Below are 24,947 nucleotides of genomic sequence, written 5' to 3'. Positions count from 1 at the left end.
CCGTGCCCGCCGGCCTTCCGCCTGCGATACTTCCCGTGTGAATCCACTCGTCCTGCAATCCGATTTCGGTCTCGACGACGGCGCCGTCAGCGCGATGCAGGGCGTCGCGGTCGGCGTCGATCCTCAGCTGCGCATCCACGACCTGACCCACAACATCCCGCCCTACGACATCTGGGAGGGCTCGTACCGTCTCGCCCAGGTGGTCTCGTACTGGCCGGAGGGGACGGTGTTCGTCTCCGTCGTCGACCCCGGCGTCGGCTCGGACCGGCTCTCGGTCGTCGCGCGCACCGCCACGGGCCACCTCGTCGTCACGCCGGACAACGGCACCCTCACGCACCTCCACGCGATCTTCGGCGTCACCGACCTGCGCCAGATCGACGAGACCGTGAACCGTCGGGCCGGCTCCGAGGAGTCGTACACGTTCCACGGCAGGGACATCTACGCGTTCACGGGCGCCCGTCTGGCCTCCGGGGCGATCGCCTTCGAGAACGTCGGCCCCGAGGTCCCGCTCGAGCGCATGGTCGCCCTCCCCCTGCTCGAGCCCGAGCTGCGCGAGGGCGCCGTCCACGGATCCATCGACGTCCTCGACGTGCGCTACGGGTCCCTGTGGACCTCGATCCCGCGCACGCTGTTCGCACGGCTCGGCGTCCGCCACGGCGAACGGGTCCAGCTGCGCGTGCGGCACCAGGGGCGCGTGGTCCACTCCGCGCAGATGACCTTCGCCCCGAGCTTCGCCGCGGTCGAGCTCGGCGAGTCCCTCATCTACGTGAACTCGCTGGACCGGATGGCGGTCGCGATCAATCGCGGCTCCTACGCCCGCGCGTTCGACCTGGGCACGGGCTCCTCGTGGGAGGTCGACCTCGAGCCCGTCCGCCCCGCACCGTCCGAGGATCGGAGCCGTCCATGAGCCCGCGCATCTCCCCCGTCACCCGCGTCGTCGCGATCGGCATCGGCGCGGCGCTGTTCTTCGTGCTCGGTCGCTTCCTCGCGATCCCCACGCCCATCCCGAACACCACGATCAACCTCCAGTACGCCGTGCTGGCCGTGTTCGCAGTGCTCTACGGACCGCTCGTGGGCGTGCTCGCAGGGCTCATCGGTCACGTGCTCGTCGACGCGACGGGATATGGCATCTGGCCCACCTGGGAGACCGGGAGCGCCGTGTTCGCCCTGATCGTGGGCCTGGTGATGCTCCACAACCATGTGCGCGAGGGAGAGTTCCCGCGCCGCACCCTGGTGCGGTTCGTCCTGGCCGTCGCGATCGCGAACGCCGTCACCTGGGTGCTGTGGGCGCCGATCGGCGACGTGCTGATCATGGGCGAGCCGGCCTCGAAGGTCTTCACGCAGGGGGTCCTCGCCTTCGTCGCGAACTCGGTGACCGCTGCCGTCCTGGGCGGGATCATCCTCGGGATCTACGCCCGCTCGCGCACCCGGACCGGCTCCCTGACGCTCGACAGGTGAGCGTCGAGAACCCCAGGTCGGGCGGGTCCGCCACCTCCGACAGGCCCGACGCAGAGGTGCCCGTCCGCCTCCGCGACTTCTCCTTCCGCTATCGCGCCCAGTCGGAGCCCACGCTGCGCGGCATCGACCTCACGGTGCGCCGCGGGGAGAAGATCGCCGTCGTCGGCCCCTCGGGATGCGGCAAGTCGACGCTCCTCGCGGCGCTCAACGGCCTCGTCCCCCATGTGCACGCGGGCGAGGCGAGCGGGAGCATCGAGGTCTTCGGGACCGATCCCGGCGCCGCGCCGATCATCGAGACCTCGCGGCGCGTGGGCACGGTGCTGCAGGACTCCTCCGGCCAGTTCGTGGGGCTGACCGTCGCCGAGGACGTGGCCTTCAGCCTCGAGAACCAGCAGGTCCCGCACGCGCAGATGCCCGGCCGCGTGGCCGAGGCCGCGCGCGCCGCCGGCATCGCCGACCACCTCGACGCCTCCCCGCAGCAGCTCTCCGGCGGGCAGAAGCAGCGGGTCGCGATCGCCGGCGTGCTCGTGGACGACGTCGAGATGCTCCTGTTCGACGAGCCGCTCGCGATGCTCGACCCCGCGGCCGGCCGCGCGGCCGTCGAGCTCATCGACGACCTGCACCGCGAGCAGGGGCGCACGATCATCGTCGTCGAGCACCGGCTCGAGGACCTCCTGCACCGACCGCTGGACCGGATCGTCCTCATGGACGAGGGCCGCATCATCGCCGACCTCCCGCCCGACGCGCTCCTCGCCTCACCGCTCCTGCGCGAGCACGGCATCCGCCCTCCCCTGCATGTCGAGGCGCTGCGTTTCGCGGGCGCCCCGGTCACCGCCGGCCAACATCCGGCGGACCTTCCCCGCATGGAGCTCTCGTCCGCGCAGAGAGAGGCCGTGCGCACCTGGGTCGAGCACGCGCCGGCCGATCCGTCCCGGAAGTCCGCGACCGCTGCCCGGCCCCCGTCCGACGTCGAGGTCCCAGCCCTGGACCTCGAGCGCGTCGGCGCGATCCTGCGCCGCCCCGGCGCCTCGGCCGACGTCCGCGCGCTCCGGGGCATCACGGCCCGGATCCGCCGCGGCGAGATGCTCGGCGTGATCGGCTCCAACGGTGCGGGGAAGTCGACGCTCGCGCGCGTGATCAGCGGCTTCGAGAAGGCCACCGAGGGAGTCGTGCGGATCGCAGGGGCCGACGCCGCCTCCTGGCCGCTGGCCGAGCACGGCGCGCACGTGGGCTTCGTCCTCCAGGAGCCCGGTCAGATGCTCTCCCAGCCCCTGCTCGAGGAGGAGATCCGCCTCGGCCTCCGGGCACGCGGCCTCGACGCTGAGGAGATCGAGCGACGCACGGCGCGGGTGCTCGAGGTGACGGACCTGCGGCCGATGCGCTCCTGGCCGATCTCGGCCCTCAGCCACGGGCAGAGGAAGCGGCTGAGCATCGCCTGCGTGCTCGCGCTCGAGCCGGAGATCCTGATCCTCGACGAGCCGACGGCCGGTCAGGACTTCGCCCACTACAGCGAGTTCATGGACTTCCTCGCGCGGATCAACGCGGAGGGCACCACGATCCTGCTGGTCACGCACGACATGCACCTCGCGCTCGAGTACACCGACCGGGTGCTCGTGATCTCCGATGGAGAGCTCCTCGCCGACACGGACCCCGCCGCCGTGCTCACCGACGAGGCCCTCGCCGAGCGCGCGGACCTCGTGGTCACGGGCCTGTTCACCCTCGCCCGGCGCTGCGGGATCAGCGACCCGATCGCGCTCGTCCATCGCTTCGTGGCCGCGGACCGCGCCGAGCGGGCCCTCCACGCGGACCCCGGGGAGGATGCGCGATGACCGCTCCCCTCCTCGGGTACGTCGAGCGGCCCGGACTGCTGCACACCCTCACGGGCACCGCGAAGCTCGTGCTCACGATCGCGATGGTGCTCGCGGCGATGATCAGCTTCGACGTGCGCTTCCTGGCGACGCTCGGGGTGCTGTCGATGATCGGCTGGGCGCTCTCGAGGGTCCGGCTGCGCGATCTGGCGACGGTGCTGTGGATCATCCTCACCTTCATGGTGCTGAACAACCTGCTGATCTTCGTGTTCGCGCCGGGCTACGGCAGCGAGCTGCTGGGCGCCCGGCACGTGATCGTCGACGGCCCCGGGCGCTGGGACCTCACGCAGGAGCAGCTGTTCTATCAGCTCGCGGTCACCCTCAAGTACTTCGCGATGCTGCCGGCGGTGCTGCTGTTCGTCGCGACCACGCGCCCGCCCGAGTTCGCCTCGTCCCTGCACCGCATCGGCGTCCCGTACAAGGTGGCCTTCGCCGTCTCCCTCGCCCTGCGCTTCATCCCGGACATCCAGCGCGAGATGCGCACGATCTCCCAGGCGCAGCAGGCCCGGGGTCTCGACATCTCACGGAAGGTCGGGCTGGTCACGCGCGTGCGCAACGTGGTGTCGACCCTCATGCCCCTGCTGCTGGGCTCCCTGGACCGCATCGAGACGGTCTCCAGCGCCATGGAGCTGCGCGGCTTCGGCCGCGGCCGCGGGCGCACCTGGTACGACGTGAAGCCGATGCGCACGAGGGACTGGGCCACGATCCTGGGCGCGGCCGCGGTGGTCGCCGCCGCGATCGTCCTGGTCGTCGTCGACGGCGGCCGCTACTGGAACCCGTTCGGGGCCTGAGAGCTCCCGACCGCGATCAGGCCGAGACCCGCCGCATCACCGGGTCGGCGATGCGGCGGCTCGGCGCGCACAGCGTCTGCCCCAGCAGGGCGAACGCCTCGTCGCGATCCGTGAAGCGACCGTAGTCGTGGCGCACGAAGTCGGAGAGGTCGAAGTCGGGTTCGTCGGTCCGCCCGTCCCAGTCGATCGCGCAGCGTCCGGCGGCTTCGAAGAGCGTCTCCGAGCCGGTGTTCGTGAACGCTGCGCCTCCGCGGCAGCCGATCGGCCCGAACAGCTCCGCGGCGCTCGTCCAACCGGCACCGGACCCGCCGGCGTCGGCCCCGTTGCCAGCGGTCGTGTCCGCATACCGCTGCGATGCGAGCTCCAGCTCGGGCCAGACCAGCAGCATCGCGTCGGGCAGCACCCACCGCGCGGGACCGAAGCGGTCGTACCAGAAGGAGGCGTCGATGAGCAGCGCCCGCACCCGTGTGCGCACGCCGATCGCCCGCGCGACGCTCTCGAGCACCGCGAGCCGCTGGCTGCACGATCCCGTGCCGCGCGCGATGATCCGAGAGGCCGGCACGGTCTCGTCGAGCGCGTAGACCGGGGAGATCTCGGTCGCGATGATCCGGTGGGCGGCCTGCAGGACCGTTCTCGGATCGGTCGACACGGCCGCGTCGCGGGACCGGCCGACGAGCGTCGTCACCGCCGCGGAGCGATGGTCGAGGATCGGAGTCGGAGCAGTCGACCCGTCCGCCGCCGCTCGCGGCACATCCTCATCGCTCAGCATCAGGCGGCGGCACCATGGCGTGAGCATGATCGTGGGACGTGCGCAGGTGGATGCGGTGCTCATGAGCATGGCCCTTCGGACTCTCGGCGCGACGGCTCTCCCGACTCCGGACGCCACGATCCTCTCACCCCATCCAGGCGGCTGTGCCGTTGTGGACCGGCCATGCTTCCACAAGACCACAGCAGGAAGGTGCGCCATCGCCGCGGAGCCGGGTCGAGATCTCCTGCTGCTACGGTCCACTACATGGGCTTCACGATGCGGCGCGCAGTGCCCGACGACGAGGAGGCGATGCGGCGCGCGGTCTACGCAGCGTGGCGCTGGCGCGAACCGTGGGACGACTCCGCGTACCGGATCCACGCTGCCGCTGGGGCACCCGACTCCTACGTGGATGGCTTCGGGACCCGCGCAGGCGACGCAGGAGTGGTGGCCGTCCCCGACTCGACCGACGAGGAGATGTGCGGGGCGGCATGGTTCCGACTCTTCACGCACCAGAGCGCACGGGCAGGATTCGTGAAGGACACGATTCCTGAACTGGTGCTGGCCGTCGACGAGCGCTTCCGGGGCGTCGGGGTCGGTGGCAGACTCCTCGACCGGCTGCTGGAACTCGCGCATGACATGGGCTTCCTCGCACTCAGCCTCCACGTCGACGCCGAGAATTCGGTTGCGACTGCGCTCTACAGGTCTCGAGGCTTCGAGACAGTCCGCACCACGCCGAACGGAAGCGTGATGGTGCGTGCCCATGGGCCTCGCGGCTCGTTCTGACGAAAGGCGCGGCAGTCTCGTGCGCACGAGCAGACGGCACCCGCGCACGCAGCAACGCGGCCGCGTGACCATGCAGGTCACGCGGCCGCGCCGTGTGGTGAAGCGTTCGCGATCGCTGGTGCGATCACCGCCGGGCAGATGCCCGGTGGCGGATCACATCATGCCGCCCATGCCTCCCATGCCGCCCATGTCGCCGCCGCCGGCGGCCGGGGCCTCGGGCTCCGGCTTGTCGGCCACGACGGCCTCGGTGGTGAGGAACAGGCCGGCGATCGAGGCCGCGTTCTGCAGCGCCGAACGGGTGACCTTGACCGGGTCGATGATGCCCGCGGAGAGCAGGTCCTCGTACTGGCCGGTCGCGGCGTTCAGGCCCTGGCCGATCGGCAGGTTCTTGACCTTCTCCGCGACGACGCCGCCCTCGAGGCCGGCGTTCACGGCGATCTGCTTGAGCGGGGCCTCGATGCCGACGGACACGATGCCCGCGCCGGTCGATTCGTCGCCCTCGAGCGAGAGGTTGGCGAAGGTGTCCTTGCCCGCCTGCAGCAGCGCGACGCCGCCACCGGCGACGACGCCCTCCTCGACGGCCGCCTTCGCGTTGCGCACGGCGTCCTCGATGCGGTGCTTGCGCTCCTTGAGCTCGACCTCGGTCGCGGCGCCGGCCTTGATGACGGCCACGCCGCCGGCCAGCTTCGCGAGGCGCTCCTGGAGCTTCTCGCGGTCGTAGTCCGAGTCGGAGTTCTCGATCTCGGTGCGGATCTGCTTGACGCGACCGGCGATCCGGTCGGCCTCGCCCGCGCCCTCGACGATGGTGGTCTCGTCCTTGGTCACGACGACCTTGCGCGCCTGGCCGAGCAGCTCGAGGCCCGCGGTCTCGAGCTTGAGGCCGACCTCCTCGGAGATGACCTGGCCGCCGGTGAGGATCGCCATGTCCTCGAGCATCGCCTTGCGGCGGTCGCCGAAGCCGGGGGCCTTGACCGCGACGGACTTGAAGGAGCCCTTGAGCTTGTTGACGACGAGGACCGCGAGGGCCTCGCCCTCGACGTCCTCGGAGAGGATCGCGAGCGGCTTGCCGGCCTGGATGACCTTCTCCAGCAGCGGCAGCAGGTCCTTGACGTTCGAGATCTTCGAGTTCATCAGGAGGATGTACGGGTCCTCGAGGACCGCCTCCTGGCGCTCTGCGTCGGTGACGAAGTAGGGCGAGAGGTAGCCCTTGTCGAAGCGCATGCCCTCGGTGAGCTCCAGCTCGAGGCCCATGGTGTTGGACTCCTCGACCGTGATCACGCCCTCCTTGCCGACCTTGTCGAGGGCCTCGGCGATGAGCTCGCCGATGGCCGGGTCGGCCGCCGAGATGCCGGCGGTGTGGGCGATCTGCTCCTTGGTCTCGATCTCCTTGGCCTGCGAGAGCAGGGTCTCGGAGACCGCGGCGACGGCCTTGTCGATGCCGCGCTTGAGAGCGATGGGGTTGGCGCCCGCGGCGACGTTGCGCAGGCCCTCCTTGACGAGGGCCTGGGCGAGGACGGTGGCGGTGGTGGTGCCGTCGCCCGCGATGTCGTCGGTCTTCTTGGCGACCTCCTTGACGAGCTCCGCGCCGATCTTCTCGTACGGGTCGTCGAGCTCGATCTCCTTGGCGATGGAGACGCCGTCGTTGGTGATGGTCGGCGCGCCCCACGACTTCTCGAGGACGACGTTGCGACCCTTGGGGCCGAGGGTGACCTTGACGGCGTCGGCGAGCTGGTTCATCCCGCGCTCGAGACCGCGCCGGGCCTCCTCGTCGTATGCGATGAGCTTGGCCATTGTGGAATCTCTCCCGTATCCGTGGTGTCCACCCGACCCTGTGCCCGCGACGGACGGCACCAGGCGCCGTGTTCACGTCACGCGGCGCCGGGTCCCTCACGGGGCCGGAATGCTCCTGGCTCTCCGCCGACGATCGCGCCCTTCCGGACGCTGTCACTCGTCGGCGTCGAGTGCCAGATCATCATAAGCACTCTCCCCCTCGGAGTGCTAACCCCTCCCACGGATTCCGCCGTCGGCGCATCCCTCGCATGTGCGGCCCCCGGCACGCACGAGGGGCCGGCCACCGTCCCCGGTGACCGGCCCCTGCGCGGCGCCTGCGCGCGTGACTGCGCCGAGCTTCTCAGCCCTCGGGCTGCTCGACGGCGACGAAGGTGATGCGGTTGTCGTACTCGTCGCTCTGGCGGGCGTCGCCCGCGCCGACCTCGTCGGCCAGGGCCTGCGCGGAGGCCTTGTCCTTGTCGTCGCGGTAGAAGACGACGCTCTCCTGCTGGACGTTGTCCGCGGTGCCGATGCCGACCTTCGTCCACCCGGCGTCGGTCAGCGACTTCTCCCAGGCGCCGGCCATGCCGGAGATCCCGCCGGCGTTCATCACGAGCACGGGGGTGGACTTGTCCGGCTCGGACTGGTCCTCGCCGCCGCCGTCGGAGGCGTCATCGCTCTTCGACGAGTCGTCCTGCGAGCTCGCGGCCGTGGTGGGCGCCTCGGCGCGGTCGTCCCCCGACTTCCCGAGCCCGCCGATGGTGAACAGCAGCACGAGCAGGACCACCACCGCGACGGCGATGATGATCAGGTAGACGAGGTTCTGGCGCCAGAACGACTCCTCGGCGCGATGCGCGCCGTGGTAGGCGACCTCGGTCGCCTCCTCGTCGAACTGGTCCGGAGGGTAGGGGTACTCGGAATCTGCCACGGACCCATTGAACCAGCTCCGAGCCGACGGAGCGGGGAGCCACACGCGATGCGCGGGCGACGTCTGCGCTGTGTCCCGGCTCAGGCGGCGTGGCCGGCGTCGCTCGCGCTCACGCGCCGGGCGCGCAGTCGGTGCACCAGGGCGGGCGCGGCGCGCAGCGCCTCGGGGCGGTCGAGCAGCGCGTTCAGCCGCACGTAATAGGCGGTCGGGGTGAGAGCGAGCTCCTCGCGGATCCGCCGCTCCTTCGCCCCGACGTACCGGAACGTCCGCTCCTCCATGGCGAGGATCGCGCGCTCCTGCGCCGTGAGCCCCGTGCTCCCGTCGTCCCCAGAGCGCTCGGCGACCCCGGAGAGGTCGTCGGGATCCTGGGCGGGGAGGTCGGCGGAGGCGGGCATGGATCCACCCTACGGCCGTGGGCCGGGCCGTCCGTCCCGGCGCGCCGAGGGCCTGTCGGACCGCCCCGGCCCCGTCGCGCCGCATGCCAGACTTGCCCCATGCCGCGCCCCCTCGCCGAGACCATCGCCCCCGACTGGGCCGAGGCCCTCTCCCCCGTCGAACCGGCGATCCATCAGATGGGCGACTTCCTGCGCACCGAGGCGGAGTCCGGCCGCGGATACCTGCCGACGGGACAGAACGTGCTGCGCGCCTTCACCCGGCCGCTCGCCGACGTGCGCGTGCTCATCGTGGGCCAGGACCCGTATCCGACGCCCGGCCACCCGATCGGGCTGTCCTTCGCGGTCGAGGAGCACGTGCGCCCGATCCCCCGCAGCCTGCAGAACATCTTCAAGGAGATGCAGGAGGACCTGGAGATCGCCCCTGCGCCCCACGGCGACCTCAGCGCCTGGCAGGACCAGGGCGTTCTCCTTCTGAACAGGGTGCTCACGGTGCAGCCGGGCTCCCCCGCCTCGCATCGCGGGAAGGGCTGGGAGGCGGTCACGGAGGCGGCGATCCGCGCCCTGGCCGCGCGCGGCGGACCGCTGGTGGCGATCCTGTGGGGCCGTGACGCGCAGAGCCTGCAGCCGATGCTGTCGCCGACGCCCTGCATCACCTCCCCGCACCCGAGCCCGCTCTCGGCCTCGCGCGGGTTCTTCGGGTCCCGCCCCTTCTCCCGCGCGAACGCCCTGCTGGAGCAGCAGGGGGCGCAGCCGATCGACTGGCGGGTCGTGCGGGACTGACGCGCCCGGAGGCATGGCGCCGGGGCACCGGCCCGCCTACTGTGGGACGACCCGCTCGGCGTCACTCCGGAGGATCGCGCGATGGCACTGAACCCCGCCCAGTTCACACCACAGGGCCCCGGGGTCGACTACGACCCCCACTGGTACCGCAAGGCCGTGTTCTACGAGGTGCTCGTGCGCGGCTTCGCCGACGGCAACGGCGACGGCACCGGCGACTTCACGGGGCTCATCGAGCGCCTGGACTACCTGCAGTGGCTGGGCATCGACTGCCTGTGGCTGCCTCCCTTCTTCGCCTCCCCCCTGCGCGACGGCGGGTACGACATCTCCGACTACGGCGCGGTGCTGCCGGACTTCGGCTCCATCACGGACTTCGAGCGCCTGGTCTCCGAGGCCCACCGCCGGGGGATCCGCGTGATCATCGACCTGCCGATGAACCACACCTCGGACAAGCACCCGTGGTTCCTCGAGTCCCGCGCGGACCCGGAGGGCCCGTACGGCGACTTCTACGTCTGGTCGGACACGGATGAGAAGTACCGCGAGGCGCGCATCATCTTCGTGGACACGGAGGAGTCGAACTGGACCTTCGACCCGGTGCGCCGCCAGTTCTTCTGGCACCGCTTCTTCTCCCACCAGCCGGACCTGAACTTCGAGAACCCCGCGGTGCGCGAGGCGATGTTCGACGTGGTGCGCTTCTGGCTGGACAAGGGCGTGGACGGCTTCCGGGCCGACGCCATCCCCTACCTCTTCGAGGAGGAGGGGACCGACGGCGAGAACCTCCCGGCGACCCACGCCTTCCTCGCCGACCTGCGCCGCTTCGTGGACGAGAGCTGGCCGGGCCGCGTGATCATCGCCGAGGCCAACCAGTGGCCCGAGGACGTCGTGGAGTACTTCGGCACCCCCGAGGACCCCGAGTGCCACATGTGCTTCCACTTCCCGGTGATGCCGCGCCTGTTCTACGCGCTGCGGGAGGGCAGCGCACGTCAGATCGTCGAGATCATGGCGCAGACCCCGGAGATCCCGCAGGGCGCCCAGTGGGGCACGTTCCTGCGCAACCACGACGAGCTCACCCTCGAGATGGTCTCGGGCCAGGACCGCTCGGCGATGCTCGGGTGGTACGCGCCCGACGCGCGCATGCGCGCGAACGTCGGCATCCGCCGGCGCCTGGCCCCGCTGCTGGACAACTCCCGCTCGGAGATCGAGCTGATCCACGCCCTGCTGCTCTCGCTGCCCGGCTCCCCGTTCCTCTACTACGGGGACGAGATCGGCATGGGCGACAACATCTGGCTGACCGACCGCGATGCCGTGCGCACCCCGATGCAGTGGACGCCGGACCGCAATGCGGGCTTCAGCGACATCACCGATCCCGGCAAGCTCTACCTGCCGGTGATCCAGTCGCTCGTCTACCACTACGCGACCACGAACGTCGAGGCGCAGATGGCGCACTCGGGATCGCTGCTGCACTTCGTGCGCTGGATGCTCGCGGTGCGCCGCGAGCACGACGCCTTCGGCATGGGCGCCTACCGGCACGTCGAGGCGGACAACGAGCGCGTCCTCGCCTTCACCCGGACCTACGACGGCGCGGACCACGGGGAGGAGGCCGCCCAGCACGCCGAGACCCTGCTGTGCGTCTTCAACCTCGCCCCGCAGCCGGTGACCGCGCGCGTCGCGCTCGAGGGGCCGGGCCGACGCACCGTGCGCGACCTCTTCGGCGGCGCCGAGTTCCCCTCGCTCGGCGAGGACGGAACCCTGGACGTCATGCTCCCCGGCCACGGCTTCTACTGGCTGAAGGTGCGCCCCCTCGGCGAGCAGGGCGAGCCGATCACCCGGACCACGGCGATCCCGGTGATCGACCCGGAGTGACCCGGAGCGACCGGCCCCGCAGTCAGCCCTCGGCCTTGCCGATCCGCCAGTACCCCATGAAGGCGACCTGCTTGCGGTCCACGCCGATCTCGCGCACGAGGTAGCGGCGCAGGCGCTTGACCACGCCCGCCTCGCCCGCGATCCACGCGTAGAAGGGGCGCTCGTCGGGGTGGACCTCGGAGGTGCTGCCGTGGGCGGCGTGGGTGAGCTGCTGGGGCACCTCCCAGAGAATCGTGGAGTCGATGTCGACGTCCTCGAGCTCGACCCGCTCGCCGGCCGACGGGTCGGCGGGCAGATCCGCGTCGGCCGCGACGGCCTCGCGGACCGCGGGCTCGAGCAGGGAGCCGTGCTCGGCGCCGTCGCGGGCCAGCCACACGACCTCGACGCCGGCCGGCCCCTCGAGATCCAGGCGGTCGGCGGCCGTCGGCACCTCGAGGAGGGCCCGGCCGCGCACGTCGGACCCGCGCAGGGACTCGAGGATCGAGGCGATCGCGGGCACCGCGGTCTCATCGCCGACGAGCAGCAGGTCCTTCGCACCGCCGGGCTCGAACTCGATGCCGCTGCGGGACTGCTCCCCTCCGCGGCGGGGGCCGATGAGGTGCAGGCGCCCTCCGGGGCGCACGGCCTGCGCCCAGCTGCCGGCGGGCCCGCCAACGCCGTGCTCGTCCGTGTGCAGGACCATGTCGACGACGAGCTCGCGGGCGGCCTCGTCCCAGTCGCGGATCGTGTACGTGCGCATGGCGCCGCGCACGTCCTCGTCGACCTGCAACCAGGCCTGGTACCAGGAGAGGTCATCGCTCTGGTGGCTCTCGAGGAAGTCCACGAGATCGAAGGCCGGATCTCCCCCGCCCGGCGGGATGATGAGCTTGAAGCGCTGGTCGAGCGGGTGGTGGTCGATGCCGAACTCCGCCATGCCCTCACCGCCCAGCACCACGCGGCGGAAGGCGGGGGTCATGTCCTCGACGCGGAGGACCTCGGCGAGATGGGCGGTGGTGGACGGACGCGTCACAGCAGCTCCTTCGGATGTGCGGGCGGGCAGCGCGGGGCTGCGGGGCGGAACAGCGGGGCGCTCGACCATTGTGCCAGGCAAGGCTGTCCTCACTGAAGGGCGGCGGAGGGTCCGCCAGATCACATCCGGCTCGACCCGCCGACCGGGGCGTGTGGCATCCTCGGTGACTGCGCACAGCGCCGCCCTCGCCGCGCGCCCGGAGACGGGCCGCGCGCAGGGCGCCCACCGACAGGAGAACGATGTGAACGAGACCCCCCGGTCACCCGCCGAGGAGGCCCAGGATCCGAGCACCTCGCCCGAGAGGCTGATGGAGCTCACCGAGCGGCACCCCCAGCTGCACGGACTCCTGGTCGAGAACCCCTCCTGCCCGGACGTGGCGCGGCAGTGGATCCTCGCGACCAACCCGCGCGTGCGCGCGAAGCAGGTAGCGCAGCAGCCCGGCCCTGCACAGCAGCCCGATCAGGAGCAGCGGCCCGACCAGCAGCAGGAGGAGCGCCAGCAGCCCGCTCCCGCCGCGGACGGCGACCTCGAGGACACCGGGGACGTGCTCGCGACCCGGCAGCTCCAGCGCACCGACTCCACGGACCCCGCCCCCGCCTCCTCGGCCCCCGAGGGCGATGACGGCCCGCCCACCCAGGCCATGGCGCCCTCCGACGCCCCCGCCCCGCTGCGCAGCGAGCCGCCGCATCCCGCCGCGGCCGACCAGCAGGGCCAGGAGCCGCCGACCGCCCCCGGAGGCGATCCCGACGCGCAGTCCGCATGGGGGCTGCCGCCGGTCGCGGACGCCCCCGCGACCGCCCCTGCCCTGCCCCCGATCAAGGCGCCTCAGGAGCATCCGGCAGCCGCCCCCGCAGCCTCGATCTCGACCTCGAGCGGCACGGTGCGCCACGTGAAGCCCGACGGCGGGGTCGTCCCGCTCGGGCCCGCCGCCTCGGCCCCGTCGATGCCCTCGCCCGCGCAGTCGGCGTCCGCGCCGGACCAGGGCTACGGCTACCCGGCTCCGGCCCCGACCGCGAACTTCGAGGAGCCCGTGCAGGCCGGCGCCGCCTACGCCGGGCCCGCCGAGTACGACGAGCAGGACGGCCACGACGACGGCGGCGACGAGGACTCGGGCCGCAGCCGCGCCACCTGGTGGGCGTGCGGTGGCTGTCTGCTGCTCGCCCTGATCGTCGCCCTGGTCGCGATCTTCGGCCTGCGCTCCTTCTTCTCCGGCGGGGACGACGAGTCCGCGCAGCAGACCGGCGCGAGCTCGTCGGCCTCGAAGGAGCCCTCGGAGAAGCCCAGCGAGTCCACGTCCGAGAAGTCGACCGAGGCCGAGGACAAGTCCCCGGCGCCCGACGGCGCGAAGGACCTCAGCCGCGTCGTCTCCCCCACCGGCAACATCACCTGCAGCCTGGACGACGACTCGGTGGGCTGCTCGCTGGACGACCGCTCCTTCGGCGGCGACAGCGAGGACTGCTCCTCGGGTCCGTTCTCGATCGGCATCGCCGACGGGAAGGCGGACCTGAAGTGCGGCACGACCTTCGGCGGGGACTCCCCGACGACGCTCGCCTACGACGAGAGCGCCACCCAGGGCGACACCGCCTGCCGGAGCGAGTCGGACGGCATGACCTGCTGGAACGTGAAGACGGGCCACGGATTCACCGTCGCGAAGTCGGCTTACGAGACCTTCTGACCCGCGATCCGCATCCAGGTGTCCACGACGGTGTCGGGGTTCAGAGAGATCGATCCGATGCCGGCGCTCCGCAGGTGCTCGGCGAGCTCGGGATGGTCGCTCGGGGCCTGACCGCAGATCCCGACGTACTTCCCGCGCTCACGGCACGCGCTGATCGCGACGTCGATGAGCTGCAGCACCGCGGGATCGCGCTCGTCGAAGGAGTCCGCGACGAGCGCTGAATCGCGGTCGATGCCCAGGGTCAGCTGGGTGAGGTCGTTCGAGCCGATCGAGAAGCCGTCCACGTGCTCGAGGAACGCCGGGGCGTTCAGCGCGTTGGCGGGGATCTCGCACATCATCACGACCTGGAGCCCGTCCTTGCCGCGCTCTAGGCCGTGGGAGGCCAGTGCCTCGACGACGCCCCGAGCCTCGTCGGGCGTGCGCACGAACGGGATCATGATCCGCAGGTTCTCCAGTCCCATGTCCTCGCGCACCCGGCGCAGCGCCTCGCACTCGAGGGCGAAGGCCTCGGCGAACTGCTCGGAGAGGTAGCGGGAGGCCCCGCGGAACCCGATCATCGGGTTCTCCTCGTCGGGCTCGAAGACCTCGCCGCCCACGAGTCCGGCGTACTCGTTGGACTTGAAGTCGCTCAGCCGCACGATCACCGGGCGCGGCGCGAAGGCGGCGGCGATGGTCGCGACGCCCTCGGCGAGGCGCCGTACGAAGAACTCCCGCGGGGAGGCGTCGGCGCTGGTCGCGCGCTCGATCTGCTCCTGCACCCCGGTGCTCTGGTGCTCGGGGTCCAGGAGGGCGAGCGGGTGGATCCCGATCTGGCGGTTGATGACGAACTCCATCCGAGCGAGGCCCACGCCGGCGCTGGGCAGGGCGGCCACGGAGAGCGCGAGATCGGGGTTGGCGAGGTTCAGCATGAGGTCGACGTCGATCTCGGGCAGGTCCCCCACCTCGATCGTCTCGACGTCCGTCTCCAGCAGCCCCTCGAGCACGAGTCCGGTCTCGCCGTCGGCGCAGGAGACGGTGACCTCCTGGCCGTCCTCCAGCAGACGCGTCGCGTCGCTCGTCCCGACCACGGCGGGGATGCCGAGCTCGCGGGCGATGATCGCGGCGTGGCAGGTGCGGCCGCCGCGGTCGGTGACGATCGCGGCCGCGCGCTTCATGATCGGCTCCCAGTCGGGGTCGGTCATCGAGGCCACGAGCACGTCGCCGGGGCGGAAGTCGTGCATCTGGCTGGGATCCTCGAGGCGGCGCACGGCGCCCTTGCCGATCCTCTGGCCGATCGCGCGGCCCTCGACGAGCACGGGCGCCTCGCCCACCCGGCGGTGGCGCTCGATGGTGCCGGCGGCGCGGCGCGAGACCACGGTCTCGGGGCGCGCCTGGAGGATGTGCAGGGTGCCGTCGGCGCCGTCCTTGCCCCACTCGATGTCCATCGGGCGCCCGTAGTGCTCCTCGATGACCAGGGCGATCCGGGCGAGCTCGGCGACCTCCCGGTCGCTCAGCGAGAAGCGCCCGCGCTCCTCGGGCTCGGTGGGCTCGAAGGCCGTGGTGCGGCCGACGCGCGCATCGTCCGTGAACACCATCTTCCGGTCCTTGCCGCCCAGGTGGCGGCGCAGGATCGCGGGGCGTCCCGCGCGCAGGCCGGGCTTGTGGACGGTGAACTCGTCGGGGTCGACGGCACCCTGGACCACGCCCTCCCCCAGGCCGTGGGCGCTCGTGATGAACACGGCGTCCTCGAAGCCGGACTCGGTGTCCAGGGTGAACATGACGCCGGCGGAGGCGAGGTCGGAGCGCACCATGCGCTGGATGCCCACGGAGATCGCGACCTCGTCGTGGAGGAAGCCGTGGTGGACGCGGTAGGCGATCGCGCGGTCGGTGAACAGCGAGGCGAAGACCTTCCGCACCGCGTCGAGCACGGCGTCGATCCCGCGCACGTTGAGGTAGGTGTCCTGCTGCCCGGCGAAGGAGGCGTCGGGCAGGTCCTCGGCGGTCGCGCTCGAGCGGACCGCGAAGGAGGCGGCGTCCGCCCCCGCGGGTCCGTCCAGCTCGAGGCGCGCGAAGGCCGTGCGCACGGCGTCCTCGAGCTCGGGCGCGAGCGGCGCGCTCTCGACGCGCTCGCGGATGCGGGCGCCGACGCGGGCGAGGGCGGTGGTGTCCTCGACGTCGAGCTGCGCCAGCTGCGCGCTGATCTCGTCGGTGAGACCGGTCGCGGCCATGTGCAGACGGAAGGCGTCGGCCGTCGTCGCGATGCCGCCGGGCACCCGCACGTCCAGGTCCGCGAGCGCGCCGAGCATCTCGCCGAGCGAGGCGTTCTTGCCGCCCACGCGGGCGAGGTCGTCCAGGCCCACCGATTCGAGCGGGAGCACCAGGTCTCCCGGGGCGTCGCTCCCGAGGGCGGGAGCGGTGGCGGTGGCGGGGCGCGTCGTCAGCTGCGTCATCATCGTGCCTTTCGTGGGGCGGACCGGGAGGATCTCCCGATCGGGCCGACGGGGCATCCGTCGGCCGTGGAACCACTCTGAGGTCCCCGTCGAGCGCAGAACACCGGAGATTCGATCGAAGATCCGTGATTCTTCACGTATGCTCAAAACATGAGAGTCGACGACGACCGCACGCGGGTGATGGGCGCCCGGATCCGGCACTTCCGCTCCCGGGCGGGACTGACGCTTGCGGATCTCGCCGCGCAGCTGGGCACCACCGCGAGCACCCTGTCCCTCGTCGAGAACGGCAAGCGCGCGGTGCGCGCGCCGGAGATGCCCGGGATCGCCGCGGCCCTCGGCGTCGACGTCGTCGACCTGCTCTCCGAGGAGCCGCCCGACGCGCGCTCCGCCCTCGAGCTCGAGCTCGCCCGTCTGCAGTCCGGCCCGCAGTTCGGCGCGCTCGGCGTGCCGGCGGTGAGGATCTCGCGCACGCTCCCCCACGACGCCCTCGCGGCGCTCGTGCGGACCCTGCAGGAGCTGGACCGCAAGGCCCTCGAGGCGACGGCCACGCCCGAGGAGGCGCGCCGCGCGAACACCGAGCTGCGGCGCTGGATGCGGGAGCAGGACAACCACCTCCCGGTGATTGAGGCGGCGGCCGAGGAGATCGTCGCCGTCGCGGGCCACGAGGTCGGGGCGCTCACGCACCGCGAGGTCGCGCTGATGGCCGAGCACCTGGGCTTCCGCCTGCTGCACGTGGACGATCTGCCGCGCTCCACCCGCACCATCACCGACCTCGAGCAGGGTCGCATCTACCTGCCGCCGTCCTCGATCCCCGGCGGCAACGGCCTGCGCTCGATGGCGCTGCAGGCCATGGCGCACCGCGTGCTCGACCACACCCCGCCCTCCTCCTACGAGGAGTTCCTGCGCCAGCGGCTCGAGATCGCCTACTTCGCGGCCTGCTGCCTGATGCCCGAGCGGCAGGCGACGGACTTCCTCACCGACGCCAAGCAGCGGCGCGACCTCGCCGTCGAGGACTTCCGCGACGCCTTCGGCGTCACCCACGAGCAGGCCGCCCTGCGGATGACGAACCTGCTGACCGCCCATCACGGCGTGCGGGTCCACTTCCTGCGGGTCGGGGCCGACGGCGAGATCCACAAGGCCTACGAGAACGATGACCTGCCGATCCCCACCGACGTCACCGGCGCGGTCGAGGGCCAGATCGTGTGCCGCAAGTGGGTCGCGCGCCGCGCGGGGCACCGCGGCAACCGCACCACCGAGAACCACCAGTACACCGACACCGTGGGCGGCACGTTCTGGTCGTCCACCCAGACCGGCTCCGGCCCCCACGGCGCCTTCTCGATCACCTTCGGCGTGGGCTTCGACGACGCCAAGTGGTTCCGCGGGCGCGCGACGCGCCAGCGCCAGGTGTCCACCTGCCCCGACGAGTCGTGCTGCACCCGTCCCCCTGCCGGCCTCGCGGATCGCTGGGCCGAGGCCGCCTGGCCGAGCGCGCGCATGCACACGCAGGTGCTCGCCGCCCTGCCCTCGGGCCGCTTCCCCGGCGTCGACGACACGGAGGTCTTCGAGTTCCTCGAGCGCCACGCGGCGATGGACTGAGACGCGCCGTCCCCCGCCGGGCCCCGCCGTTTTTCCCGCGGCGCAAGAAGACCCGATCTTCATGCCCCGAGTAGCCTCCATCGGGCCTGGTCGCGGGCGAGTCTTGAGGGACCACGCCCGCTCGTCCCGAGGAGGACATCCGTGCTTCACGCCCCCGCCGACCCCGAGGATCGCCTGTCCCTCGCGGAGTCGATGATCCCGATCATCGGCTCCCTGCACCGCAGCCGCCACGTGGTGGTGACGATCCACGGGCGGCGGCTCGTGGACCTCTCCGCCCGCCAGATCCTCAAGGCCCACCGCTTCGCCCGCCACATCGACGGCCGCGAGCTCGATCCCGCGCAGACCTTCCCCCTGCTGCAGATGCTCGCCGCGACGGCTCCCCCGCCCTGTGCGGTCGACCTCGCCTCCCTCCTCAGCCTCGCGCGCGAGCAGATCGACGTCGCGGACGACGGGGACGACGCGGACGGCCCCGGATCGCGGCCGGTCCTCGAGGACCTCCTGCGCGAGGAGATCGCACAGGTCGGCCCGGGCGAGGTGCTCCCGCAGCGGGACGTCGTCCTCTACGGCTTCGGGCGCATCGGCCGCCTGCTGGCCCGCATCCTGCTCGCGCGCTCCGCGGGTGCGGGCGGGCTGCGCCTGCGCGCGGTCGTGGTGCGGCCCGGCGCCCCCGGCGACCTCCAGAAGCGCGCGAGCCTGCTGCGCCGCGACAGCGTGCACGGGCCCTTCGACGGCACCATCGTGGTCGACGAGGAGCGGCGGATGCTGATCGCGAACGAGGTCGAGATCCAGGTGATCGAATCGGACGCCCCGGACCGGGTCGACTACCGCGCCCACGGGATCGACGAGGCGATCGTCGTGGACACCACCGGGCGCTGGCGCGACCGCGAGGGCCTCGCCCAGCACCTGCGCTCCCCCGGCGCGGAGCGCGTGCTCCTCACCGCCCCGGGCAAGGGCGACGTGCCCAATATCGTGCACGGCGTGAACGAGGACCAGATCGGGGATCACCGCATCCTCGCCGCGGCCTCCTGCACCACGAACGCGGTCGCCCCGGTGCTGAAGGCGCTCCACGAGCGCTGCGGCGTCGAGAAGGGGCACGTGGAGACCGTGCACTCCTTCACCAACGACCAGAACCTCACCGACAACTTCCACCGCGCCGACCGGCGCGGCAGGGCGGCGACGCTCAACATGGTCATCGCCGAGACCGGGGCAGCCCGCGCCGTCGGCGCCGCCTACCCGGCGCTCGAGGGCCGGCTCACCGGCAGCGCGATCCGGGTCCCCGTCCCGAACGTGTCGCTGGCCGTGCTGAACCTGCGCCTCGGAGAGGGCGCCGCGGGCATGGGGCGCGAGGAGCTCAACGCCTTCCTGCGCGAGACCTCGCTCGCCTCGCCGCTGCGCCGGCAGGTGGACTTCATCGAGTCCCCCGAGTTCGCCTCGAGCGACGCGCTCGGCTCCCGCAAGGCGGGGATCGTCGACGGCCTCGCGACCATCGCCGACGGCTCGGGCGACGCCGTGCTCTACGTCTGGTACGACAACGAGCACGGCTACTGCCGCCAGGTGGTGCGGGTGCTCGAGTCGATGGGCGGCGTGCGTCTCCCGAGCGTCCCCCGCGGTGCCGTCGACCGCGCCCGGGACCGCGTGCGCGAGGCACGCCGGCCCGCGGAGCAGGTCGCGGGGATCTGAGACGACGGCGGCGGGCCCGCACCAGAACAGCCCCTCACCCCTGGCCACCGCGCGCGGTGCCCGTTCGGGCGAGGGGCTGTTTCGCTGAGCTGGAGACGAGATTCGAACTCGCAACCGCCTGTTTACAAGACAGGTGCGCTACCGTTGCGCCACTCCAGCGGGTGCGCGGACGACTGCGGTCCGGCACCCCGAAAGGGTACCGGACCGCAGGCGTCGAGCGCGATCGAGGAGGCCCGAGGGCGGTCAGCCCTTGGCCGCGTCCTCGACAGTCTTGAGGAACACGCCCTCCTGGCTCCACTGGGTGGAGTCGAGGACCGTGTCGTCGACCTTCACGTACGGCGTGCCGCCGCCGTCGGCATCCTTCTTCGCCGCCGGCTCGACCACGTTCCGCACCCACGACTTGTACGTGCTCTTGTCGATGCAGCTGGAGACCGAGTCGCTCGCCCCGGCCTTCTTCGCGTACTCCGCGAGCTGGTCGTCGCTCAGGCCGGCGCTGCCCTCGGCGGGCTGGTTGTCGAACAGCGCGGTCTGGAAGTCCATGAAGTTGTCGGGATCGTCGTTGTAGACGCAGGCCGCGGCATTCGCGGCGCGCGTCGAGTAGTCACCCGTGGTCGAGTTCCCGTCGAGGAAGCGACGGGTGTAGAGGTGCACCGTCGCCTCCTTCTTGTCGATGATGGTGCGCAGGTCCTTGCCGTTGGTCTCCTCGAACTGGCCGCAGATCGGGCACATGAAGTCCACGTGGAGCTCGACGACGGGCTTGCCCGAGTCCTCGGGCGCGCCGAGCGAGTAGTACGGCTGCCCCTCCGGGATCCCCTGAGGCGTCGCGACGGGGCCCTCGGGGCGGGTCGCGTTCCAGACCAGGTAGCCGACGCCGCCGGCGATGAGGAGCACGACCACGACGACCGCGGCGATCACGGCGGTGCGGACGTTGCGCTGACGCTTGAGCTCCGCCTGGCGCTGCTGGCGGATCGCCTCGCGCTGGGCCTCGCGGCGATCCTGGGCGTTCGATGCGGCCATGATCCTCCTCGGATCCTTCTCGCCGCCGCACGGGCGACGGGTGTCGGTCGGGTGCACCGGGTCTCATCCCGGACGCGCCGCGCAGTCTACCGACGGGTCCTGACCGTGCCTGGAGGGTCGTGGCGGCGATCACCGTCGCCCCGTCGGCCGGCCGCTGCGCTCAGCGCCAGAAGGCGATCCGATCCAGCGTCGGCAGGTTGTAGAAGGGCAGGTAGTCGATGGACCCTCCGCGGGCGACGGCCACGGAGACGATCGCGCCGAGCAGAAGCACGAGCAGCACGCCCACGACGAGGCTCCACACGGTGTCCGGCGTCGCGGCCTCGACGACGCGGTGGGCGCCGTCGCGGGTGGTGCGCGCACCGATCCCGACCCAGACCAGCAGCACCGTGATCGCCATGGCGACGGCGAAGGCGACGGCGTCGGGCGGCTGGACCCCGCGCAGGAGCACGAACCCCGCGTCGACCGCCATACCGACGAGGAGCCCCAGGATCAGTGGAAACACGGCCTGCAGGGCGGTGACGACGATCCCGAGGACGAAGCGGAAGGGCGCGGCGAATCCGGCGGCGGTCCGCGCCGCCCCGTTCGCCGATCCCCGCGAGCGCCGGGAGAGGACGGTGCGGTGCGACTGCTCCCAGGTGCGGGCGAGCGCACCGAACAGCAGCAGGAGCGCGAGGGAGACGTAGGGCGCGATCGCGGCGAGGGCCACGAGGATCAGGTTCCCGACCCACACGATGATGCGGCGCCGCGGGGGCGGCGGCTGCTGCCACGCGCCGTACGGGTCGGCGAGGGCGTCGCCGGGCTGCTGCGGCATCTGCTGCGGGGGGAACTGCTGGGCCTGCTGCGGGTGCTGCGGCTGCTGGGCGGCCGGTTCCCAGGGCTGCATCGAGGGCTGCTGCTGCACCTGCTGCTGCGGAACGGGACGCGGCGGCGAATCGGCCACGGGTGCCATGCGCTCCGTCGGCGGCTCGCGGCGCACGGGCCCGCGGACGCTCTCGTACCCTGCATCGCTTCCAGCCGGGATGGCCTCGGTGGGCTGGGCCGAGTCGTGACTCGTCGGCTCTTCCTCGGGCACGACGGGGAATGCACGGGTGGGGTTCTGGACGACGGGGATGACCTCGGTCGCGGGGTCCGCTCCGGCCGGGGTCGATGCCGCGGAGAGCGCCTCGGTGCGGTCCGGGTCGCCGGCCGATGAGGAGCCGGCGGGTCCGGCGGCGAAGGCCTCGGTGGCATCGGGGTCCGACGGGGAGGCTGCGGACAGCATCTCGGTCGCCGGCTCTCCCGCTCCGTCGGCCCGTTCGTCGGACGGTTCTCCGGATGCGCCCTCGACGTCGTCCTCCGCGCCGTGCGCCGACGTGCCCGCGGCCACAGCACCTGTCGCTCCCCCGGCAGTGATCGCCTCGGTGGCACCGGCGTCCTCGTAGCGGTCGAGGTCGAGGGCGTCGAGGCGTTCGCGCAACTCGCGGGGGCTGGGGCGGTCGGCGGGGTCGGAGCGGAGGGCGTCGCGGAACCACTGGGCGAGCTCGACGGGGACGCCGTCGACGTCGATGTCGCCGCGCTCGGCGCGCAGGAGCACGAGGTCGGCGCGTCCGCTGCCATAGGGCTCGCGGCCGGTGGCGGCGAAGGCGAGCATCGCGGCGAGGGCCCACCAGTCGCCGGACTCGCCCGTGCGGTTGCTGCGCATGACCTCGGGGTCGAGGTACGCGGCGGTGCCCATGACCAGGCCCGTCGAGGTGAGGCGGGATTCCTCGGCGGCGACGGCGATGCCGAAGTCGATGATGACGGGGTCGAGGCCGTAGCCGTCGGGGTCGTAGCCGAGGAGGTCCTCCGTCCGGGCACCGCGCAGCAGCACGTTGGAGGGCTTGAGATCCCGGTGGACAACGCCGGCGGCGTGGATGTCGTCGAGGGATTCGGACAGGACGATGCCCAGCTCGCGGACGAGCTCGGGGTGCAGACCGCCGTTGCTCCGCACGGCGTCCTCGAGGGTCGGGCCGGGGACGAACTCGGTGACGACGAACGCGTCGGGCGACTCGAGCTCGGCATCGAGGATGCGCACGATGTTGTCGTTGTGGACCAGGCGCTGGGCACTGACCTCGCGGGCGAGGCGCTCGCGGGCGCGCGGGTCATCGGCAATGTCGTGGCGCAGGAGCTTGATGGCGACCTCGTTGCCGTCGGCATCGTGCGCGCGGTAGACGATGCCCATGCCACCTGCGCCGATGCGTTCGTGCACCTGGTATCCGGAGTCCTCCTCCAGCGTCACCAGGCGAGGGTCGCGCCGCGCGTAAGGGGCGGTGTGCTGCTCGTCCGACATGGTCGCCATGCTAGTCATGCGGACCTGCCAGCCCGTCGACCTCGTCAGAAGGGCGGGTCGCAGGTCGCCCTCGGGGTCGGGGCCGACCGTCGGGGCGGGTCTGCATCGACCGGGAGATCGGGCGTGGGTGCGGTGGTGGCGAGGTGTTGGTGTCAGGCGGTCTCGAGCTCGCGGACGATCAGCGGGGTCATCAGGTCACCCTGGTCCTGCACGGTCAGTTCGGCCGCGTCTCCCAGCGACCAGTGCGTGCGACCCAGGGTGCGGGACACAGGGATGCCCGGGCCCACGGGGCTCGACGGACTCCCGGAGCCTGTCAATCTGTCTGTGTAAGTGGTGGTGTTCAGAGGTAGGGGTTGATGCGGTCGGGGTAGGCGGCGGCGAGTTGGGCGAGGGCTTGTTTCCAGTTCGTGGTGACCTGGCCCTCGACGAGGCGACCGGAGGCCTTGCGCTCGCTGGCGGGCTTTCCCTTCTCCCGTGCTCGGTCGAGGGCGCGTTTGTCCTGGGGCCTGACCCTTGTTCGTGGACACGCTGATTCCAGCATTTGCTGGGGAAGCGAGATCATGAACTATGGCTAGGAAGCACTACTCCGAGGAGTTCCGCCAGCAGGCGGTTGACCTGTATGAGTCGACCCCGGGAGCGACGGTCCGCGGTATCGCGGAGGATCTCGGGATCGTCCGGGGCACGCTGCGGCAGTGGCTGGAGACCCACGGGTCCGGGAAGAAGACCGCGGCTGACGGCACGCTGACCGACAGTCCGTTGCGATCCGCGCCGATCGCTGCAACGCCGGATCCCGATGAGCCGCTCGAGCAGCGCGTGGCCCGGTTGGAAGCGGAGAACGCCCAGCTCAGAGCGGAGACGACAAAGCTCACCACGGAGCGGGAGATCCTCCAGAAGGCGGCTAAGTATTTCGCCGGGGAGACGCGCTGGTGAGTCGCTTCCAGTTCGTCGCCGAGAACTCCACCACCTACCCGGTGAAGCGACTGTGCGAGCTCGTCGAGATCGAGCGCTCCTCCTACTACGCCTGGCAGACAGGTGCCGCGGGAAGAGCCGCGAGAGCGGAGTCCGATGCTGGTCTGCTGGAGCGGATCCGCGTCATCCACGCCAAGGACGATGCTCAAGGCGTCCCGCGGATCACGGTCGAGCTCAACGACGCGGTCTCGCCCGAGGACCGGGTCAACCACAAGCGAGTCGCCCGCGTGATGCGCGAGGCCGGACTCAGTGGCTTCGTCAAGAAGCGCAAGCACCGCACGACGGTGCCGGAGCCAGCCGACCAGGTCGTCCCCGACCTGCTGGGTCGGGACTTCACCGCCGAGGCGCCGAACCAGCGCTACGTCGGAGACATCACCTACCTGCCGCTGTCCGAGGCTGGCGGGGGCGGGAACCTCTATCTCGCCACCGTGATCGACTGCTACAGCCGCCGCCTGGTGGGCTGGGCTCTGGCCGATCACATGCGCACCGACCTTGTCGCCGACGCGCTCAAGGCCGCCGCCGCGACCCGCGGATCATTGGCCGGGGCGATCTTCCACAGCGACCACGGGTCGGTCTATACCTCCAAGGCATACGCCGAGCTCTGCCAGCGGCTCGGCGTGGTCCAGTCGATGGGGGCTGTCGGCTCCAGCGCCGACAACGCGATGGCCGAATCGTTCAACGCGACCGCGAAGCGCGAGGTCCTCCGCGACGCCGCGTGCTTCACCGACGAGCTCACCGCCCACCGCAAGATGTTCCGGTGGCTGACCCGCTACAACACCAAGCGCCGCCATTCCTGGTGCCGCTACCTGTCCCCCAACGCCTACGAGAGCGCCTACACCGCTAAGCTAGCGCTCGCAGCGTAAACGACCCCCGCGTCCACGAA

Annotated in this window: 20 protein-coding genes, 1 tRNA gene and 1 pseudogene; 11 read left to right on the top strand and 11 right to left on the bottom strand. The window is 71.6% G+C overall.

Annotation, left to right across the window (positions count from 1 at the left end):
• The first annotated feature begins 37 nt into the window (after positions 1-37).
• Genes Bra3105_RS14890 through Bra3105_RS14875 form a run of 4 tightly spaced genes read left to right on the top strand, consistent with a single transcriptional unit; the run spans position 38 to position 4,117 of the window.
• The gene (locus Bra3105_RS14890; protein WP_228357516.1) at positions 38-907 is read left to right on the top strand and encodes an SAM hydrolase/SAM-dependent halogenase family protein; all 870 of its coding nucleotides are present in this window, start codon (positions 38-40) and stop codon (positions 905-907) included.
• Entirely contained in the window at positions 904-1,458 is a 555-nt protein-coding gene (locus Bra3105_RS14885; protein WP_228357515.1) for an ECF-type riboflavin transporter substrate-binding protein, read from the top strand. Before Bra3105_RS14890 ends, Bra3105_RS14885 begins: the two co-directional genes overlap by 4 nt.
• Positions 1,455-3,287, top strand: a complete 1,833-nt coding sequence (locus Bra3105_RS14880) for an ABC transporter ATP-binding protein (RefSeq protein WP_228357514.1) — start codon at positions 1,455-1,457, stop codon at positions 3,285-3,287. The genes Bra3105_RS14885 and Bra3105_RS14880 overlap by 4 nt, the downstream gene beginning before the upstream one ends.
• Positions 3,284-4,117, top strand: a complete 834-nt coding sequence (locus Bra3105_RS14875; RefSeq protein ID WP_228357513.1) for an energy-coupling factor transporter transmembrane component T family protein — start codon at positions 3,284-3,286, stop codon at positions 4,115-4,117. The genes Bra3105_RS14880 and Bra3105_RS14875 overlap by 4 nt, the downstream gene beginning before the upstream one ends.
• A 16-nt stretch (positions 4,118-4,133) precedes the next feature.
• Here Bra3105_RS14875 and Bra3105_RS14870 read toward each other — a convergent pair whose 3' ends face one another.
• Complete coding sequence (locus Bra3105_RS14870; protein ID WP_228357512.1) at positions 4,134-4,949, bottom strand: hypothetical protein; 816 nt, start codon at positions 4,947-4,949, stop codon at positions 4,134-4,136.
• 180 nt (positions 4,950-5,129) lie between these two features.
• Between Bra3105_RS14870 and Bra3105_RS14865 the strand changes: the two genes are divergently transcribed.
• Positions 5,130-5,648, top strand: a complete 519-nt coding sequence (locus Bra3105_RS14865) for a GNAT family N-acetyltransferase (RefSeq protein WP_228357511.1) — start codon at positions 5,130-5,132, stop codon at positions 5,646-5,648.
• Between the two features lie 153 nt (positions 5,649-5,801).
• On the opposite strand, the gene groL is transcribed toward Bra3105_RS14865, so the two are convergent.
• The 3 genes from groL to Bra3105_RS14850 form a co-directional block, all read right to left on the bottom strand.
• Entirely contained in the window at positions 5,802-7,439 is a 1,638-nt protein-coding gene (gene groL, locus Bra3105_RS14860; protein WP_228357510.1) for a chaperonin GroEL, read from the bottom strand.
• Positions 7,440-7,779: 340 nt separating this feature from the next.
• Complete coding sequence (locus Bra3105_RS14855; RefSeq protein ID WP_228357509.1) at positions 7,780-8,346, bottom strand: LytR C-terminal domain-containing protein; 567 nt, start codon at positions 8,344-8,346, stop codon at positions 7,780-7,782.
• 80 nt (positions 8,347-8,426) lie between these two features.
• Positions 8,427-8,741: a DUF3263 domain-containing protein gene (locus tag Bra3105_RS14850; RefSeq protein ID WP_228357508.1), complete on the bottom strand. Its 315-nt coding sequence runs from the start codon at positions 8,739-8,741 to the stop codon at positions 8,427-8,429.
• 99 nt (positions 8,742-8,840) lie between these two features.
• Here Bra3105_RS14850 and Bra3105_RS14845 point away from each other — a divergent pair, with 99 nt between their 5' ends.
• Together Bra3105_RS14845 and treS are read left to right on the top strand one after the other, a co-directional pair.
• The gene (locus Bra3105_RS14845; RefSeq protein WP_228357507.1) at positions 8,841-9,521 is read left to right on the top strand and encodes a uracil-DNA glycosylase; all 681 of its coding nucleotides are present in this window, start codon (positions 8,841-8,843) and stop codon (positions 9,519-9,521) included.
• An 81-nt stretch (positions 9,522-9,602) separates the two neighbouring features.
• Positions 9,603-11,381: a maltose alpha-D-glucosyltransferase gene (treS, locus tag Bra3105_RS14840; RefSeq protein ID WP_200503421.1), complete on the top strand. Its 1,779-nt coding sequence runs from the start codon at positions 9,603-9,605 to the stop codon at positions 11,379-11,381.
• Positions 11,382-11,403: 22 nt separating this feature from the next.
• Here the strand turns inward: treS and Bra3105_RS14835 are convergent, their stop codons facing one another.
• Positions 11,404-12,390, bottom strand: a complete 987-nt coding sequence (locus Bra3105_RS14835) for a siderophore-interacting protein (protein ID WP_228357506.1) — start codon at positions 12,388-12,390, stop codon at positions 11,404-11,406.
• 241 nt (positions 12,391-12,631) lie between these two features.
• Here Bra3105_RS14835 and Bra3105_RS14830 point away from each other — a divergent pair, with 241 nt between their 5' ends.
• Positions 12,632-14,065, top strand: coding sequence for a variant leucine-rich repeat-containing protein (locus tag Bra3105_RS14830; protein WP_228357505.1), 1,434 nt, complete (start codon positions 12,632-12,634; stop codon positions 14,063-14,065).
• Here Bra3105_RS14830 and ppsA read toward each other — a convergent pair.
• Entirely contained in the window at positions 14,050-16,497 is a 2,448-nt protein-coding gene (ppsA, locus tag Bra3105_RS14825) for a phosphoenolpyruvate synthase (protein ID WP_228357500.1), read from the bottom strand. The genes Bra3105_RS14830 and ppsA overlap by 16 nt on opposite strands.
• A 147-nt stretch (positions 16,498-16,644) precedes the next feature.
• Between ppsA and Bra3105_RS14820 the strand changes: the two genes are divergently transcribed.
• Both Bra3105_RS14820 and Bra3105_RS14815 read left to right on the top strand, forming a co-directional pair.
• Positions 16,645-18,090, top strand: a complete 1,446-nt coding sequence (locus tag Bra3105_RS14820) for an XRE family transcriptional regulator (RefSeq protein WP_228357497.1) — start codon at positions 16,645-16,647, stop codon at positions 18,088-18,090.
• A 141-nt stretch (positions 18,091-18,231) separates the two neighbouring features.
• Positions 18,232-19,770, top strand: a complete 1,539-nt coding sequence (locus Bra3105_RS14815; protein WP_228357494.1) for a glyceraldehyde-3-phosphate dehydrogenase — start codon at positions 18,232-18,234, stop codon at positions 19,768-19,770.
• Positions 19,771-19,857: 87 nt separating this feature from the next.
• Here the strand turns inward: Bra3105_RS14815 and Bra3105_RS14810 are convergent.
• The 5 genes and pseudogenes from Bra3105_RS14810 to Bra3105_RS14790 form a co-directional block, all read right to left on the bottom strand.
• Positions 19,858-19,929 (bottom strand) — tRNA-Thr (locus Bra3105_RS14810).
• An 84-nt stretch (positions 19,930-20,013) separates the two neighbouring features.
• Positions 20,014-20,787, bottom strand: coding sequence for a DsbA family protein (locus tag Bra3105_RS14805; RefSeq protein ID WP_228357492.1), 774 nt, complete (start codon positions 20,785-20,787; stop codon positions 20,014-20,016).
• A gap of 160 nt (positions 20,788-20,947) precedes the next feature.
• On the bottom strand, positions 20,948-23,095 hold the full coding sequence (locus Bra3105_RS14800) for a serine/threonine-protein kinase (RefSeq protein WP_228357487.1): 2,148 nt from the start codon (positions 23,093-23,095) through the stop codon (positions 20,948-20,950).
• Between the two features lie 152 nt (positions 23,096-23,247).
• The gene (locus Bra3105_RS14795) at positions 23,248-23,412 is read right to left on the bottom strand and encodes a hypothetical protein (RefSeq protein WP_228357485.1); all 165 of its coding nucleotides are present in this window, start codon (positions 23,410-23,412) and stop codon (positions 23,248-23,250) included.
• Between the two features lie 23 nt (positions 23,413-23,435).
• Positions 23,436-23,597: pseudogene (locus Bra3105_RS14790) on the bottom strand (IS256 family transposase); the annotation flags it as partial.
• Between the two features lie 65 nt (positions 23,598-23,662).
• Here Bra3105_RS14790 and Bra3105_RS14785 point away from each other — a divergent pair.
• Positions 23,663-24,927, top strand: a protein-coding gene (locus tag Bra3105_RS14785; protein ID WP_407650884.1) for an IS3 family transposase whose coding sequence is annotated in 2 segments (ribosomal slippage) — positions 23,663-24,005 and positions 24,005-24,927 — 1,266 coding nt in all. Because the reading frame shifts where the segments join, the coding sequence is not laid out codon by codon here.
• Positions 24,928-24,947 lie beyond the last annotated feature (20 nt).

The organism is Brachybacterium halotolerans subsp. kimchii (assembly GCF_020792675.1).
Taxonomy (GTDB): Bacteria; Actinomycetota; Actinomycetes; order Actinomycetales; family Dermabacteraceae; genus Brachybacterium; species Brachybacterium halotolerans.
Note: the sequence above shows the minus strand (reverse complement) of the source record. Positions and strands in the feature narration are given on the sequence as shown.

Bases quoted from the DNA above. Each gene is read 5' to 3' on its own strand.
- groL (WP_228357510.1), bottom strand. From the start codon at position 7,439: ATGGCCAAGCTCATCGCATACGACGAGGAGGCCCGGCGCGGTCTCGAG.
- Bra3105_RS14875 (WP_228357513.1), top strand. From the start codon at position 3,284: ATGACCGCTCCCCTCCTCGGGTACGTCGAGCGGCCCGGACTGCTGCAC.
- Bra3105_RS14845 (WP_228357507.1), top strand. From the start codon at position 8,841: ATGCCGCGCCCCCTCGCCGAGACCATCGCCCCCGACTGGGCCGAGGCC.
- Bra3105_RS14885 (WP_228357515.1), top strand. From the start codon at position 904: ATGAGCCCGCGCATCTCCCCCGTCACCCGCGTCGTCGCGATCGGCATC.
- Bra3105_RS14820 (WP_228357497.1), top strand. From the start codon at position 16,645: ATGAGAGTCGACGACGACCGCACGCGGGTGATGGGCGCCCGGATCCGG.
- Bra3105_RS14850 (WP_228357508.1), bottom strand. From the start codon at position 8,741: ATGCCCGCCTCCGCCGACCTCCCCGCCCAGGATCCCGACGACCTCTCC.
- Bra3105_RS14870 (WP_228357512.1), bottom strand. From the start codon at position 4,949: ATGAGCACCGCATCCACCTGCGCACGTCCCACGATCATGCTCACGCCA.
- ppsA (WP_228357500.1), bottom strand. From the start codon at position 16,497: ATGATGACGCAGCTGACGACGCGCCCCGCCACCGCCACCGCTCCCGCC.
- Bra3105_RS14865 (WP_228357511.1), top strand. From the start codon at position 5,130: ATGGGCTTCACGATGCGGCGCGCAGTGCCCGACGACGAGGAGGCGATG.
- Bra3105_RS14800 (WP_228357487.1), bottom strand. From the start codon at position 23,095: ATGTCGGACGAGCAGCACACCGCCCCTTACGCGCGGCGCGACCCTCGC.
- Bra3105_RS14805 (WP_228357492.1), bottom strand. From the start codon at position 20,787: ATGGCCGCATCGAACGCCCAGGATCGCCGCGAGGCCCAGCGCGAGGCG.
- treS (WP_200503421.1), top strand. From the start codon at position 9,603: ATGGCACTGAACCCCGCCCAGTTCACACCACAGGGCCCCGGGGTCGAC.